This is a genomic window from Algoriella xinjiangensis, from assembly GCF_900115015.1.
Taxonomy (GTDB): domain Bacteria; phylum Bacteroidota; class Bacteroidia; order Flavobacteriales; family Weeksellaceae; genus Empedobacter; species Empedobacter xinjiangensis.
On record NZ_FOUZ01000001.1, the window covers coordinates 15650 to 31353 of the forward strand.

General features: G+C 31.8%; 13 protein-coding genes. 3 read left to right on the forward strand and 10 right to left on the reverse strand.

Annotation, left to right across the window (positions count from 1 at the left end; genetic code table 11):
• Positions 1-75: 75 nt before the first annotated feature.
• The 3 genes from BM072_RS00075 to BM072_RS00085 form a co-directional block, all read right to left on the reverse strand.
• On the reverse strand, positions 76-1053 hold the full coding sequence (locus BM072_RS00075) for an amidohydrolase family protein (protein WP_092905311.1): 978 nt from the start codon (positions 1051-1053) through the stop codon (positions 76-78).
• A gap of 175 nt (positions 1054-1228) precedes the next feature.
• A complete protein-coding gene (locus tag BM072_RS00080) occupies positions 1229-1930 on the reverse strand; it encodes a hypothetical protein (RefSeq protein ID WP_092905313.1) in 702 nt (233 codons plus the stop codon).
• 83 nt (positions 1931-2013) lie between these two features.
• Positions 2014-4248, reverse strand: coding sequence for a RelA/SpoT family protein (locus tag BM072_RS00085; protein WP_092905315.1), 2235 nt, complete (start codon positions 4246-4248; stop codon positions 2014-2016).
• Between the two features lie 193 nt (positions 4249-4441).
• On the opposite strand from BM072_RS00085, the gene BM072_RS00090 reads away from it, so the two are divergent.
• Positions 4442-6319, forward strand: a complete 1878-nt coding sequence (locus tag BM072_RS00090; RefSeq protein WP_092905317.1) for an Nramp family divalent metal transporter — start codon at positions 4442-4444, stop codon at positions 6317-6319.
• Positions 6320-6391: 72 nt separating this feature from the next.
• Here BM072_RS00090 and BM072_RS00095 read toward each other — a convergent pair whose 3' ends face one another.
• The 4 genes from BM072_RS00095 to recG form a co-directional block, all read right to left on the reverse strand.
• Complete coding sequence (locus BM072_RS00095; protein ID WP_092905319.1) at positions 6392-6901, reverse strand: ankyrin repeat domain-containing protein; 510 nt, start codon at positions 6899-6901, stop codon at positions 6392-6394.
• A gap of 59 nt (positions 6902-6960) precedes the next feature.
• A complete protein-coding gene (locus BM072_RS00100; protein ID WP_092905321.1) occupies positions 6961-8484 on the reverse strand; it encodes a catalase in 1524 nt (507 codons plus the stop codon).
• A gap of 247 nt (positions 8485-8731) precedes the next feature.
• Entirely contained in the window at positions 8732-8890 is a 159-nt protein-coding gene (locus BM072_RS15430; RefSeq protein ID WP_177190223.1) for a hypothetical protein, read from the reverse strand.
• Between the two features lie 179 nt (positions 8891-9069).
• On the reverse strand, positions 9070-11175 hold the full coding sequence (gene recG, locus BM072_RS00105) for an ATP-dependent DNA helicase RecG (RefSeq protein WP_092905323.1): 2106 nt from the start codon (positions 11173-11175) through the stop codon (positions 9070-9072).
• Between the two features lie 110 nt (positions 11176-11285).
• On the opposite strand from recG, the gene BM072_RS00110 reads away from it, so the two are divergent.
• Positions 11286-11876 (forward strand): thioredoxin family protein, encoded by a 591-nt coding sequence (locus tag BM072_RS00110; RefSeq protein ID WP_092905325.1) that lies wholly within the window; start codon positions 11286-11288, stop codon positions 11874-11876.
• 41 nt (positions 11877-11917) lie between these two features.
• Here the strand turns inward: BM072_RS00110 and BM072_RS00115 are convergent, their stop codons facing one another.
• Positions 11918-12643: an AAA family ATPase gene (locus BM072_RS00115; RefSeq protein ID WP_092905327.1), complete on the reverse strand. Its 726-nt coding sequence runs from the start codon at positions 12641-12643 to the stop codon at positions 11918-11920.
• A 191-nt stretch (positions 12644-12834) separates the two neighbouring features.
• On the opposite strand from BM072_RS00115, the gene BM072_RS00120 reads away from it, so the two are divergent.
• Entirely contained in the window at positions 12835-13371 is a 537-nt protein-coding gene (locus tag BM072_RS00120; RefSeq protein ID WP_125113038.1) for a hypothetical protein, read from the forward strand.
• Positions 13372-13444: 73 nt separating this feature from the next.
• Here BM072_RS00120 and bioA read toward each other — a convergent pair whose 3' ends face one another.
• Both bioA and bioB read right to left on the reverse strand, forming a co-directional pair.
• On the reverse strand, positions 13445-14719 hold the full coding sequence (gene bioA / locus BM072_RS00125; RefSeq protein ID WP_092905331.1) for an adenosylmethionine--8-amino-7-oxononanoate transaminase: 1275 nt from the start codon (positions 14717-14719) through the stop codon (positions 13445-13447).
• Complete coding sequence (bioB, locus tag BM072_RS00130; RefSeq protein WP_092905333.1) at positions 14704-15702, reverse strand: biotin synthase BioB; 999 nt, start codon at positions 15700-15702, stop codon at positions 14704-14706. Before bioB ends, bioA begins: the two co-directional genes overlap by 16 nt.
• Positions 15703-15704: the final 2 nt, after the last annotated feature.

Below are 15704 nucleotides of genomic sequence, written 5' to 3' on the forward strand. Positions count from 1 at the left end.
TTTTTCGTGGTTTTAAATTTTTGTTCCAAAAAAAATCCCGCTTTAGCGAGATTTAATTTTGTATAAATATACATTTTATTTTTTAATTCCTAAAGCTTTCAAGCCATTTACTGTTGCAATATTAGAAAGTTGTTCCACATCATAAAAGTGGCAAGACTCTAGCATTACACGCAATTCTGTTAGTAAATGTCCGTCAGAGAAAGGTTTATAAATGTCATTAATATTATCTGTACCAAAGGCAACATTAATTCCTCTTGGAATCATTTCGTCAACCGGTGTTACCGAATTATGAGATGGCGCTAAACGCTCTGTTCTGTTATGATCAATCCAAGCAGTTGGACAAGAAACAATGTGCATATCTGCTTTTTTGATTAAATCATACAATTCAAAACGGTATTTACGCGGATGTGCTGCTACTGAAATTGAATGTACAGCAGAAACTTTACCTTGCATACCATGTTCTATCGTTTTTAAAGCCAATTGTTCTGTTTCTATCTCTTCATCAGTGTTGAATTGATCGACATGAACGTGAACTAATTTATTTTTAGCTTTTGCAGTAGACATTAAAATATCTAAATGCTCTTCTTCTCTACCAAAATCTTTTGCAGGCAAACCTCCAATAATGTCTACAAAATCCGAAGACATATCAAACCATTCGCGCGCTTTAGGATCAATTACACCTTTAAGAACTTGATTTGCAAAACGCATTTCAATATCTTTTCCATAATTGTCTTTTAAACGTTGTGCGGCTTGTATACTACGATCTTCGATAACTTCATCTGCATCAATAAAAGATCCGATGGCTTGACAACCTTGCTCTAACATAAAATTGATTGCTTTTTCCATGCGGAAATAAATGTCATCTACAGTAGAATTACGTTTCATGTCATCTACTAAATGCCATTTTTCTTTAAGATATGAATTTGATAATGCGAATGTGTCCGAAGTTAATGAATAGGCTCTGTCTAAATGTGAATGTGTATTAACCCAACCTCCTTTTTCTTTGATTCGGTGTAGAACTTCCTCGATTGGATTGAAATTTTGCTTGTTCATCGTAAAATTGTTTGTTTTCGGGATGTAAAATTAATAAGATTATTCAACAGAAATGAAACGCGATTATCGAAAAGATTTCTTTAACTTTGTACCTTTGTTACTAATCCCATTTTAACAGAAAAAGTCCGACAATTTGTCGGACTTTTTTGTTTTATTATTGTTTGTATTTTTCTAATTATTTAGCACAAGTTGTAGAATATTCGTAAACATGTTTCTCTAAATCTCTCCAAGAAATATCACTTTTATATTTATCTACAACAGCTGTACAAGATTGAAAAATAGGCATGAATTTATCTTTGTAATCCGATTTTTCTATTTTATAAGCTACTTCTGCATCTTTTGAAATATAATATGATTTATCTATTCCTCCTGCAACACTTATTCCTCCAAATCCAAGAGATGTAGTTTCTTTTGCATATGGATCATGATAAATTTTGATTGTAGAACTGAAATCAGGATTTAAAAGTTGCATCAACATTGTTGTTCTTTTCTTTTTCATCATAACAGGTACATTTTCAAAATAAACATAACCTTGGCCCATTAAATTATTATTTAATCTTTTGTCTGAATAATTGTTAACTTCATGAAATGATTCCATCATTTTAGTTAATTTATTCATTTTTGTAGGCATCAAATACATTGATTTTACATCTTCGGGCTTTAATTTAATTTTTTTACCATTTCCATCTTTAATCACAATTTCTTCAATTAATCCTTTTTTTCGATCAATATCATCAATTGTTCCTTGCAATTCTGTGCCATCTGCAAGATTTATATACGTGATCTCTTTATGAGAAAAAGCATCAGAAGGTTGTAAAAATTCTTGACCAAAAGAAATACCTCCAATTAAGGCAAATAAAAACGTAATTTTTTTCATAATTAATTATAGTTTAGTTGATTTTATATAATGTTGACAAAACTATATTTTAAAAAACTTATTATCCGTTTTTAATTAATTAACTAATTTTTATAGGTTCTTTTTACAGACTGTATCCCTTCTACTGCTTTTAATTCGGCCATTACTTTTTCTAATTCAGCTTTGTTTTTAACCGAAACTGTAATTTTTCCGTCAAAAATACCTGCGTCTTCAGACAAATTTATACTGTGCATATTCAACGAATTATTCTTCGAAATGACCAATGTAATATCGCTTACCATACCCGAACGATCTAAACCTTGTAACTCTATCAACGCTTTAAATTCGCGTTCTGATGAGTCTATCCATTTGGCTTTTATAATACGATACGCATAATTTGCTTGCAACGAAACCGAGTTTGGACAATCTACTTTATGTACTTTTATACCTTTAGAAACTGTTATAAAACCAAAAACTTTATCACCTGCAATTGGGTTACAACAACTCGCTAATTCGTAATCTAAACGTTCTTCATCATTACCAAAAACAAGGCTATCTAATTTTGATTTATCAGCCGGAATTTCTTCTTTTTTAGCTGTACTGAAAGTTGATTTTCTGAAACGATTAATCAATCCTGTAAAACCAGTATTTCGCTCTGCAAATTTTCTTAAATCATTGTTATCAATGATTCCCATTGCAACATTATAAAAAATATCTTGGCTAGAACTTAACTTAAAGTATTGCTGTAACTGATTAATTATATTTTCATTATAATCAACCTTTAAGTGTCTTAATTTACGCTGTAAAATTTCTTTTCCATCTTCGGCAACTTTACGTTTATCCGAATTTAAAGACGCTTTTACTTTACTACGCGCTTTACTTGTTACAACATAATCTAACCATTCTAATTTTGGTTTTTGTTGTGTAGAAGTTATAATTTCTACTTGATCGCCACTTTGTAATTTATGTGACAACGGATACAATTTTCCATTTACTTTTGCACCCAAACAATGATCGCCAACATTACTGTGAATAGAGTACGCAAAATCTAGTGAACTAGCGCCTTTTGGTAACGAATGTAAATCTCCTTTTGGTGTAAAAACATAGATTTCTTTTGAATACAGATTAAATTTAAAGTTATCCATAAATTCAACTGCATCTTTTGTATCCTCTTGCTCTAACATTTCGCGAACTTGATGAATCCAATCGTCAACTTTTGTATCATCTTCGGATACATTTTCTTTGTATTTATAATGTGCCGCAATACCCATTTCTGCAACTTCGTCCATTCTTTCGGAACGAATTTGAACTTCTACCCAACGCGCTTGTGGTCCCATAACCGTAACGTGTAACGATTCGTAACCAGTTGTTTTTGGCTGAGAAATCCAATCGCGCATACGTTTTGGATTTGGAATAAAAAGATCCGTAATCAACGAATAAATTTTCCAAGCGACAAATTTTTCATTTTTACGATCAGAACGATAAATCACACGAATTGCAAATAAATCAAAAACTTCTTCAAAAGGAATTCCTTGACTTACCGTTTTTCTGTAAATAGAGTTTATAGATTTTGAGCGTCCTTTTATCTCAAATTCTAAACCTTCGGCTTCAAGTTTTTCATTAATTAATTGACAAAAATCGTTAATGTATTTTTCTCTATCAGACTTCGTTTCTGTTAATTTTTGTTCAATATCACGGTATGCTTCTGGCTGTGTGTATTTTAAACTTAAATCTTCTAATTCAGATTTTATATTATAAAGTCCCATTCTATGCGCCAATGGAGCATAAATAAAAGTCGTTTCCGAAGCAATTTTTAGTTGTTTGTCTTCGCGCATACTTTCTAGCGTACGCATGTTATGAAGTCGATCGGCAATTTTAATCAAAATAACACGAACATCTTCGGATAACGTTAACAACAGTTTTTTATAATTTTCGGATTGAATGGATAAATCTTGACGATTTAAGACCGAAATCTTTGTTAAACCATCAATAATTTTCGCAATCTTTTTTCCGAAAAGTTTTTCTATATCTTCTACCGTATAATCTGTGTCTTCTACAACATCGTGCATTAACGCCGCAGCAATTGATGTTGCGCCCAAACCAATTTCATCAGCCACAATTTTTGCAACCGCAATTGGATGATAAATATATGGTTCGCCTGTTTTTCTACGTTGATCTTTGTGTCCATCAACAGCCAAATCAAATGCCTTACGAATCAATTTTTTGTCGTCGTCGGATAATGTAACGTATGTGTTTTGAAGCATCTCTTTATAACGTCTTGTTATCTCGATGTTTTCGCGCTCTAACTGCTCTTCTGTAATAACGTAAGGAGTTTCCATCTTTCTAAGTTTTGGTAATAGTTAAGTTATTTTTAAATTAAAAAATATAACTCAATTAAAAAATAAATATACGAGTTTTTTCTTTTTATGAAAGATGTAAATATAATTGTGCTTTTAAAATTTAAATAATCAGTATAAAGTCTATTATTTTTGATGATTTTTACACTAAATTTGAGTTAGAAACAACTAACAAATGTCTTATCACTCTCAAAATAAATCTTTAGAAGACGTACATGAAAGTGTCCAAATAAAGAAAGGTAAATTCAAAAAAATACTAAGCTTCTTTGGACCAGCATATTTAATAAGTGTTGGTTACATGGATCCTGGAAACTGGGCAACCGACTTGGCTGGCGGAAGTCAATTTGGGTATACATTAATTTGGGTTTTGTTAATGAGCAACATTATGGCATTGTTGTTACAAAGTTTATGCACACGTTTAGGAATTGTTCGTGGTAAAGATTTAGCACAATGTAACCGCGAAACGTATCCAAAAGGAATGAATTATGTGCTTTATATTTTAGCCGAAATAGCAATTGCAGCTTGCGATTTAGCCGAAATACTTGGAATGGCAATTGGACTAAATTTACTTTTTGGGATTGATTTGATATATGGTGTTTTAATTAGTTTTTTAGATACATTTCTTTTGTTGTATTTACAACGACTTGGCATGCGAAAAATGGAACTTTTTATTGTCAGTTTAGTTGCCTTGATTGGTTTATGTTTTTTAACTGAAATGTTTTTTGCAAAACCCGATTTTGGTGAAATTGCCAAAGGTTTTATTCCGTCTATTCCAAATAGTGCAGCGCTTTACATTAGTATTGGAATAATTGGCGCAACGGTTATGCCTCATAATCTCTATTTACATTCGGCACTTGTCCAAACACGGCAAATAAAACGGGATGATAATTCGATAAAAAAAGCACTTAAATATAACTTTTGGGACAGTGCAATTGCTTTAAATTTAGCTTTTCTAGTAAATGCTGCAATCCTTATATTAGCTGCATCCGTTTTTCATAAAAATGGGTATCACGAAGTTGCAGAATTAAGCGATGCGTATCATTTATTAGGAACAACTCTAGGAACAGATTTAGCTCCGAAATTATTTGCTGTTGCCTTAATTTTAGCGGGTCAAAGTTCTACGATTACAGGAACATTGGCAGGTCAAATTGTGATGGAAGGCTATTTACATTTGAGAATTAATCCAATACTTCGTCGTATTTTAACTCGTTTATTAGCTGTTGTTCCGGCAGTAGTTGTCATTTTAGTTTTTGGAGAAAAAGAAGTTGGTTCGCTCCTTATTTTTAGTCAAGTTATTTTAAGTATGCAACTTGCATTTGCGGTTATTCCGTTGATTCATTTTGTGAGTGATAAAGGTAAAATGGGGAATTTCACAATCAATACAACAACCAAATTTTTTGCTTGGACAATTGCTTTTATTATTTCTTTTCTGAATGCACAATTGGTTTACGAAGAGTTTGGAAAATGGATGGCTCTAAAACAATCGTATTCATTAAATATCTTGCTAGTTGGTTTAGAAATTGGTTTATTAGTTTTATTATTATTGACATTTTTTATTCCAATTTTCCTGAAAAAGAAAAAAGAACAAGACAAAGAAATTCACGAACCTTTTGAAAGTTTTACTTTAGAAGAAATCTCAAAACAGCATTTTGAACGAATTGTTGTGGCGTTAGATTTTTCTAAAACTGATAAAAAAGTAATTAATTACGCAACACAATTAGCTACTCCTCAGTCCAAATTAATTTTAGTCCATGTTGTAGAAAGCGCTTCGGTAAAATATACAGGAGAAAAAACTAATGATGCTGAAGCAAAATCTGATTTGAAACGTTTGGAGCAATATGCAGAAATTCTGCGTCCATTGTTTCATGAAACAAAAATAGAATTAGGTTACAATAATCGTGTGGAAACAATTGCAAAAATTTGTCAAGATCATCATGCAGATTTGATCATTGTTGGCTCGCACGGACATCGTGGTTTTATGGATTTTATATTTGGAGAAACCATTAATAAATTGCGTCATCGTGTCAATATTCCCGTTTTCATTGCAAAATAAAAAAACAACAAATCCATTTAAAGTAAAGCTTTAAATGGATTTTGTTATCTAACTAAAAATTAAATATATTTATTATTGAGATAATAATGAAATCATCTCTTTATTATCTTGCATAATTGCATGATCTTTTGCCGTTTTACCTCTACTATCTGATAAAGTTAAATCAGCGCCATTTGTAATTAATTGTTTTGCAATCTCATTTTGACCAAATGTTGCTGCAAATATTAAAGCTGAAGCTCCACTAAAATTAATTTGGTTAATATCAGTTTTATTCTCTATTAATAATGTTGCTATTTCTGAGAATCCTCTAAAAGAAGCGCCCATTAAAGCTGTATTTCCTGATTTGTCTTGTGGATTTGCTCCTTTTGCTAATAAAACCTTTGCAGCTTCTTTATTATTGTTATATACAGCTAAAATTAAAGGTGTAAAACCACGCTCATTAGCTTCGTTTACATCATTTCCATCAGCGATTAACTGCTCAATTTCTGCTATATTATTTGATCTAGATGCCGAAAATAAATCTTGTGCAGTTACAATATTTAAGGCGAATAAAAAGGCGAATATTATGGTATACTTTTTCATGTTTATTGATTTTTGTTTAAAGTCAGAGAACGGAAATCAATCCGTTCTCATCCAAATATTTATTTAGGTAAATATTGCTTTACATCGTTAATAGAAGTATTTGTAGCCTTCATTAAACGTGTTCCGTATTCACTATTTGCTTGGTAAAATTGCGCAATCATTTTATAAACAATTACTTTATTATTAACTGCATTTAAAGCGCCAGATAAATTTTTGATTAAATTATCTTGGTCTTTTTTAGAAAATGCTAAATATAATTCACCTGCTTGTTGAAAGTTGTTTTCTTTATCAATAACATCTTGAACAGTTTTAGTTCCTGCAACAAATTCGGTTGCAGAATATTCAAATTTTGCGTTTTCAACATAATCTGGACGACTTGTAGCTGGCTGATAGTTTACGTTTCCTTTTTGCTCTCGCATAGACATGTAACCATCTTTGTTATTGTTTGTCACTTTAACAATTGGTGCGTTTACAGCTATTTGCTGAAAATTACCTGTTAAACGGTGACGTTGTGTATCTCCGTAAGAAAATAAACGACCTTGTAATAATTTATCTTCAGAAGGCTCGATACCAGGAACCAAAGTTGCCGGAGAATATGCCGCAGATTCTACTTGTTGAAAGTAATTTTCTGGATTTTTATTTAAAGTCATTGTACCAACTTTAACCGATTTAACCTGATCTGCTGGCCAAATTTTAGTTACATCAACTGGATTGAAATCAAATTTATCAAAATCTGCTTTCTTCATCATTTGCACGTATAAATCCCATTTCGGAAAATTACCTTTATCTATCTCGTTACGTAAATCTAATGTCGCATGTTCAATTGCCATTGACTGGATTTTAGCTGCTTCATCCGTATTCAAATTCTTAACCTCTTGCTGAGGTACCCATTTGTATTTAACATAAGTAACTTCACCTGCATCATTAATCCATTTGTAAGCATGTACTCCATTTCCTTCCATTTGGCGGTAGTTAGCTGGCGTTCCGTAATCTGAAAACAACCAAGTTAACATGTGTGCACCTTCTGGCATTTCAGAGAAAAAATCGAAAACACGATTCGGATCAGAAGCACCATTGGTTACCGGAGAAGGATGAAATGCGTGAACCATATCTGGAAAATTGATGGCATCACGAATAAAAAATACGGGTAAATTATTTCCAACTAAATCGTAATTACCTTCTTGTGTATAAAATTTAACGGCAAATCCGCGTGGATCACGGTAAGTTTCTGGAGAACCAGCTTGATGAGTTACAGTAGAAAAACGTACAACCAAAGGCGTTTTTTTACCTGCTTGTGATAAGAAATCTGCTTTTGTTACATCTGAGAAATCAGCTGAAGCAACAAATTCACCAAAAGCACCTGCACCACGTGCATGAACAACGCGTTCTGGAATTTTTTCACGATCAAAAGCTGCTAATTTTTCTAATAAAGTAAAATCTTCTAATAAAACTGGTCCGTTTTTACCAACTGTTTTAGAATGTGAATTATCTCCAATCGGTGCTCCCGTATTAGTTGTCATTTGTTGTGCAAAACCTATTGTAGATAAGAATGCCAAACTTAATATTAAACTTCTTTTTATCATAATTATAATTTTCTTTACTATTTATCTTTTTAAGACAGAGCAAAACTATAATCTCTACAATTATAAATCAAATCTATAATATCTATGACTTATAATTAATTTTTATGATAATTGAATTTAAAGGCGTTAAAGAAGGATTTTTAGCCGTATTGTATTTTTTTATTTTAGAATAAATTATTTAGATGGAATAAATACAAATTTTAAATAAAATAAGCCGCATATAGCGGCTTTTATGTTATAATTTCTTTCAGCGCGCACGCTCAAAAGAAATGGAAGGTTTCATTTTTATCGTTTCATTAGCAATCAAAATCATTACGTTTTCATGTTGATTAAACATCCATAATGAGTTTCCTTCAACTTCTACTCCTTGTTGTGTTCTAACAATTTCTACATTCTTGTACTTCATAATTAATTGTTTTAGAGGATGATTACTAATTTTGTGTTAAAATAAAATAATAGCGTTAAAACTATTTAACTTTAAAAATTTAATTCATAAAAACCTTTGTTAATGACACTTGTGTGATTATTTTAAATTCATCACAAATTATACCAAAAATAAATACTTAAATAAAATTAATGTAAAATTTACGAGATTTGACTCCAGCCAACTTTGTCTTTGTGATGCTCTAAGAAATACTGCTTTGTCCCGTTGTAAATAGGATTAGCCAATGTCGGATCTTGATTTAAAATAGCTTCCACACATTTTCGCGCAGCATATAAAATTTCTTTGTCCTTTGCCAAATCAGCAATCTTAAAATTTAATACACCACTTTGCTGCGTTCCCATCATATCACCTGGTCCACGCAATTCTAAATCTACTTCTGCAACTTTAAAACCGTCATTGGTTTCGCACATGGTTTGAATTCGTCTTTTAGAAACTTCATTCAATTTTCCGCCCGTCATCAAAATACAATACGATTGTTCGGCTCCACGACCAACACGACCACGCAATTGATGCAATTGAGACAAGCCAAAACGCTCAGAATTTTCGATTACCATTACCGATGCATTGGGTACATTTACACCAACTTCTATAACTGTTGTAGCAACAAGAATTTGTGTTTCATTATTTTTAAAACGATTCATTTCAAATTCTTTATCCGCAGCTTTTTGTCGTCCATGTACAATACTCACACCATATTCTGGCAACGGAAAAGCACGTGAAATACTTTCGTATCCGTCCATCAAATCTTTTAAATCTAACTTATCAGATTCTTCAATCAGCGGATAAACCACATAAACTTGGCGACCTTTTGCAATTTCGTCTTTCATAAATTTGAAAACACTTAAACGATGCGCATCAGTTTTATGAAGCGTTTTTATTGGTTTTCGACCTTGTGGCAATTCATCAATCACCGAAACATCTAAATCGCCGTACATCGTCATCGAAAGTGTACGCGGAATTGGAGTTGCAGTCATTACCAAAACGTGTGGTGGTAATTTTGCTTTGCGCCAAAATTTTGCTCGTTGCGCCACACCAAAACGATGTTGCTCATCTATAATTGCCAATCCTAAATTATTGAACACAACTTGATCCTCTAACAAAGCATGCGTGCCAATAATAATTTTAAGTTGACCATTTTCTAAATTTTCTAAAATTGGTTGACGTTTTTTCTTGGTTTTAGAACCCGTTAACAACTCAACCGAAACATCTAAACAGTTTAATAATTCGGTAATGCTTTCGTAATGTTGAATCGCTAAAATCTCTGTTGGCGCAATTAAAGCGGCTTGATAACCATTGTCTATCGCAATTAACATCGTTAGCAACGCAACCATCGTTTTTCCCGAACCAACATCTCCTTGCAACAAACGATTCATTTGTGCAGGTTGACGTAAATCTGTTCTAATTTCTTTGATGACACGTTTTTGCGCGCCAGTCAATTCAAAAGGTAAATATTCGTTGTAAAAACGGTTAAAATATTCGCCAACAATAGGAAAAGGATTACTTCTATTTTTTTGTTTATTAACTGCTTTTTGCGAAAGATTAATTAAATTAAGAAAGAAAAATTCTTCAAATTTTAAACGACGAACAGCTGCATTTAATTCAACTAAATTCTTTGGAAAATGAATAGTTTTTAAGGCTTCATTTCGTCCAATTAATTTAAAATGTTGTAAAACGTTTTCTGGAATATTTTCTGGAATTGTAATATTTTCTGCAAAAAGATTTAACATCATTTTTTGCATCACACGATTAGAAATTCCTTTTTTCTGTAATTTTTCTGTGCTTGGATAAACGGGAAATAATCCCAATTGAACACTTTTAGCGTCTTCTACCAATTCAACTTCGGGATGCGTAATGCTAAACTTTCCGTTAAATTCATTTGGTTTTCCATAAATTACAACTTCTTTATGCAAATCTGCTTGCAGTTTTTCCTTTTGCCAAGCTGCAATTTTAAACCAAACCAATTCTAATGTTCCGCTTCCGTCCTGAAATTTACCAACAACACGTTTTATTTTTCCTTGATTAATTTCTTCTATTTGAACAATTCGTCCTTTTAATTGAATTTCTGCTGCAGTAGAAGAAATTTCGGAAGTTTTATAAAACTTTGATTTATCGACATATCGAAAAGGAAAATGTTGAATCAAATCTTCATAACGAAATATTCTAAACTCGCTTTGTAATGTTTTAGCGCGTTCAGGTCCAGCTCCTTTTAAATATTCGATTGTTTTTTTTAATGGATTTTGGTACATTGTATTCGTCAGAAAGGCTGCAATTTAATAAATTTTAGCGACAAAGAATGTCACTTCGGTTACAAAATAAGCTTGTAAAAATGCCTTATATTTGTATAAAATTAAAACGAATGGATTTATTAAATTACATAAATAAAGGTTTAACATACGAAAATTACATTGTTCGTGTTGAGGATGAATTAGAAGCAGAAATAGAAATTGACGATCCGAAAGAGATTGTACAATATTATGCTTTGGGTTTACAGCGTATGAATAGAGTGTTTAAAACATTTAATTTAACGCCAGTACAAGAAGCTAGAATCAAAAATACAGCGAATAATTTTAAGTTTTTAATTATAACTGAAGGTTGGTGTGGCGATGCTTCGCAAATTTTACCAGTTGTAGAAAAATTGGCGATTGCATTAAATGTTGAGGCATCTTATATTTTTAGAGATGAAAACTTAGAATTAATGGAAAATTATAAAACGAATGGTGCAATTTCTATTCCTATTATAATTGGTGTTGCTGAGGATGGATCAGAATTGTTCCGTTTTGGACCGCGTCCACAATATGGTATGGATTTGTTACATCGTTTTAAAAATAATCCAGATATTTATTCGAAAGAAGAATTTCATGAAGATCTTCAAAAATATTACAACAACAATAAAGGAGTTGATATTGTGAATGAAATTTTAGATTTAATTGACGAAAACGTTCAATAAAATAAATGAAAGCCGAAGATAATCTTCGGCTTTTTTTATATCTAATTTGTCGAAACTAAATTCTTCTTTTTCTCTAATTCGTCTATCAACATTGCTTTTACAACGGTATAAGTATAATCTTTAGTTTCTGCAAAAGACACTTTATATTGACGATTAATTTCTTGTAAATGAGTTGGGAATTTAGCCAATAAACTATCGTAATAATTGTCTAAAACATCTTGATTAGGTAAATCATAACCAATTTTTAATTGAAAACGACGCAACAAAGCTACATCTATAATTTCGCTGTGATTGGTTGCACAAATCAACAATGATTTTTCTGGAAAATAATCAATTAACTGAATAAGCGTATTTACCAAACGTCTCATTTCACCAACATCTTTATCATCATTTCCGCGCGCTTTTCCTATTTGGTCAAATTCATCTAAAAATAAAACAGCTTTTTCTCGCGCTGCTTTATCAAAAATTTGACGAATATTTTGCGAAGTTTCTCCTACTCTAGAACACACAACATTACTCAAATTAAGAATCAAAATTGGCTTTCCTAATGCATTTGCAATCGCTTTTGCAGTCATTGTTTTTCCACAACCAGATTTCCCATACAATAATAATTTATTGTTTACTGGCAAACCATAATTGCGTAATTCTTCGATATAATTATGCTCTTTTATCAATTGATTGATCGATTTTCTGCTTTCATCATTCAAAAAAACTTCATCTAATGTAGTTTGTTCATCATCATTGATAATAAGATCGTAAATATTCATTTTTTCGATTTTGTGTTATACTGAGCTCAAATTTAATAAATATTAACTGATTTATTTTAAACTCTACTTATCCTATTTATACTATAGACTATTACGATTATATAGATTGATAAGCAAAATAAACATCTAAACAATAACAATTCAATGTATTATAATTTATGTACTTTTAAACGATAAAACAACGCATAACTATGAAAAAAATACTTCTTCTATTTACCTTATTGATTAGTCATTTTTCCTTTGCTCAATTAAATGTTTACAATGATGTTTTAATTGACGAAATTCCGAATGAATTGTTGGAATATAATGACACTAAAATATATTTTGACAATAAAAAAAGTAGGCTTCATTTTACAAAAGAAAACGATTATACTGCAAATTCTATTTTAGCAGAAACTCAAATTATTTTAACGGTCGGATTTAGTAAAGTTGATCCGAATCTATCGAAAGGAGTTATCGAAATGTTTCTTAAAAATAAGAAAGACAAAAAAACAACAGTGAAAGAAAAAGTGTTGATTGATGGATATGATTCTTGCTATGAACAAACTTTAAGCAAAAAGAAAAATAAATTTATAATTACTGCAACTTATATGATTTTCGCGAATGAAACTTTGATTATTCCAAACTTATATTACGAAGCAGATTCTGAAGTTGAAGCAACACAATATATAAAAAATATGATTACTTCTTGGAGAGATTATATGGAACACAAAGTTAGTGTGATGTAAAAATGTCATTAAATTAATTATAGAAATAAACTACATTAAAATATTGATTTAATGTAGTTTACTATTTTAAATACTAACCAATTAAATCTAAAGCATCTAAAATTGTTTGGTAGATATATTCTAAATCTTCGTGACTAACACAATATGGTGGAACCAAATAAATAATGTTTCCCAATGGACGCATCAAAATACCTCTTTCTAAAAAATAAGGATATAATTGCTCGTGCATATCACTAAAATAAGAAGTTTCTTCTGGAGTTTTCCATTCCATTGCGAAAATGGTTCCTTGTTGACGTGCATCTTTTACTTTTGGATGTTTTTTTAGAATTTCTATAAAATCTGCATGTTGATTACAAATACGTAATATAGCTTGTTGCGTTTCTTCTTTTTCTAACAAATCTAAACTTGCCAAAGCCGCTGCACAAGCCAATGGGCTTGCCGTAAACGAATGTCCATGAAACAAAGCTTTTGTCTTATCATTCGAATAAAAAGCATCATAAATATTTTGCGTACAAGTTGTAAGTCCCAAAGGCATTGTACCTCCAGTTAAACCTTTCGAAAAACACATAATATCAGCCGATTGCGTCAAATAATTTGTTGCAAATAATTTTCCTGTTCGTCCAAATCCAACAAAAATTTCATCTTGAATCAATAATATTTCTTTTGAATGACAAAACGTTAATAATTCGGACAAATCATCCGCATTATGCATCAACATCCCTCCTGCTCCTTGCACCAAAGGCTCGTAAACAAAACATGCTATTTCGTCCGAATACTTAGAAATAAACGCTTTAGTTTCTTCTAAATTGGCTTGTGTTGGAACATCAATAAATAGAACATCAAACAATTGTTCGCCAAATGGATCCGTCCAAAGTCCTCGTCCACTAACCGACATCGCACCAAATGTATCACCATGATAACCGTTATTAAAAGCTAATATTTTTGGTTTCTGAACACCTTGATTAAAATGATATTGAATACACATTTTTAACGCAACTTCTATCGCTGTTGAGCCATTATCAGTATAAAAAACCTTTTGCTGATTTTGAGGTAATAAGTTCAACAAACGTTCAGATAATTCAATCGCATTTGGATGTGTAAAACCTGCAAAAATAACTTGCTCCAAAGTATTTAATTGTTCGCTAACTTTCTGAGCAATATAGGGATGCGCATGTCCATGTAAAGTAACCCACCAAGACGAAACAGCATCTATATATCGTTTTCCATTGGCATCAAAAATATACGCTCCTTCGCCTTTTACAATTGGTATTAAATCTTCTGCACCTTTCATTTGCGTGTAAGGATGCCAGTTTACGGCTAAATCTCTTTCGATTAATGACTGCTGCATGTTGCTGTTTCTTTATGATTAACCATTGGTTTTAAACCTAAATTTTGTAGCATTTGCATATCTTCAGAAACACCAGGATTTGGCGTAACCAATAACGTTTCTCTTTCTCCTGTAAAAATAGAATTTGCACCAGCCATAAAACACCAAGCTTGCTCTACTTCTGTCATTTCAATTCTTCCAGCACTCAATCTTACCATCGATGCTGGCATCGCAATACGCGCCGTAGCAATCATACGAACCATTTCCCAAATATCAACTTTCGGATTATCTTCTAAAGGTGTTCCTTTTACACGTGCCAAGGCATTAATTGGAACAGATTCGGGATGTTTTTCCATATTTGCTAAAGTTCTTAGCATCGAAATTCTATCTTCATTTGTTTCGCCTAAACCAATAATTCCTCCCGAACAAACTGTAATTCCAGCTTTACGAACATGATTAATTGTATTGATACGATTATCAAATTTGCGTGTCGAAATAATTTCATCGTAATAATCTTCGGACGTATCTAAATTGTGATTATATGCATATAAACCAGCTTCTTGCAAACGAATTGCTTGACTTTCTGTCAACATTCCTAATGTACAACAAACCTCTAAACCTAAATTATTTACACCTTTTACCATGTCTATAATTCGGTCAAAATCCTTATTATCACGTACTTCGCGCCACGCAGCAGCCATGCAAAAACGAGAAGAACCATTGTCTTTCGCCTTCTGTGCATGCGCCAAAACCGTTTCTGTGGGTAACAATGCTTGTACTTTTATATCGGTATGATAACGCGCCGCTTGTCCACAATACGAACAATCTTCGGGGCAACCACCCGTTTTTACAGACAATAATGTCGAAATCTGAATTTCATCTGCTTTGTGCCAATTGCGATGAATTGTTGCTGCTTCGTAAATTAAATTTAACAATGGTTTATTGTAAATGGCTAATAATTCTTCTTTTGACCAATCGTGGCGAAGTGTATTTTCTGTGTTCATTT

Coding starts and splice junctions, on each gene's coding strand:
- bioB (WP_092905333.1), bottom strand. CDS start 15,702: ATGAACACAGAAAATACACTTCGCCACGATTGGTCAAAAGAAGAATTA.
- bioA (WP_092905331.1), bottom strand. CDS start 14,719: ATGCAGCAGTCATTAATCGAAAGAGATTTAGCCGTAAACTGGCATCCT.
- BM072_RS00120 (WP_125113038.1), top strand. CDS start 12,835: ATGAAAAAAATACTTCTTCTATTTACCTTATTGATTAGTCATTTTTCC.
- BM072_RS00115 (WP_092905327.1), bottom strand. CDS start 12,643: ATGAATATTTACGATCTTATTATCAATGATGATGAACAAACTACATTA.
- BM072_RS00095 (WP_092905319.1), bottom strand. CDS start 6,901: ATGAAAAAGTATACCATAATATTCGCCTTTTTATTCGCCTTAAATATT.
- recG (WP_092905323.1), bottom strand. CDS start 11,175: ATGTACCAAAATCCATTAAAAAAAACAATCGAATATTTAAAAGGAGCT.
- BM072_RS00085 (WP_092905315.1), bottom strand. CDS start 4,248: ATGGAAACTCCTTACGTTATTACAGAAGAGCAGTTAGAGCGCGAAAAC.
- BM072_RS00080 (WP_092905313.1), bottom strand. CDS start 1,930: ATGAAAAAAATTACGTTTTTATTTGCCTTAATTGGAGGTATTTCTTTT.
- BM072_RS00075 (WP_092905311.1), bottom strand. CDS start 1,053: ATGAACAAGCAAAATTTCAATCCAATCGAGGAAGTTCTACACCGAATC.
- BM072_RS15430 (WP_177190223.1), bottom strand. CDS start 8,890: ATGAAGTACAAGAATGTAGAAATTGTTAGAACACAACAAGGAGTAGAA.
- BM072_RS00100 (WP_092905321.1), bottom strand. CDS start 8,484: ATGATAAAAAGAAGTTTAATATTAAGTTTGGCATTCTTATCTACAATA.
- BM072_RS00110 (WP_092905325.1), top strand. CDS start 11,286: ATGGATTTATTAAATTACATAAATAAAGGTTTAACATACGAAAATTAC.
- BM072_RS00090 (WP_092905317.1), top strand. CDS start 4,442: ATGTCTTATCACTCTCAAAATAAATCTTTAGAAGACGTACATGAAAGT.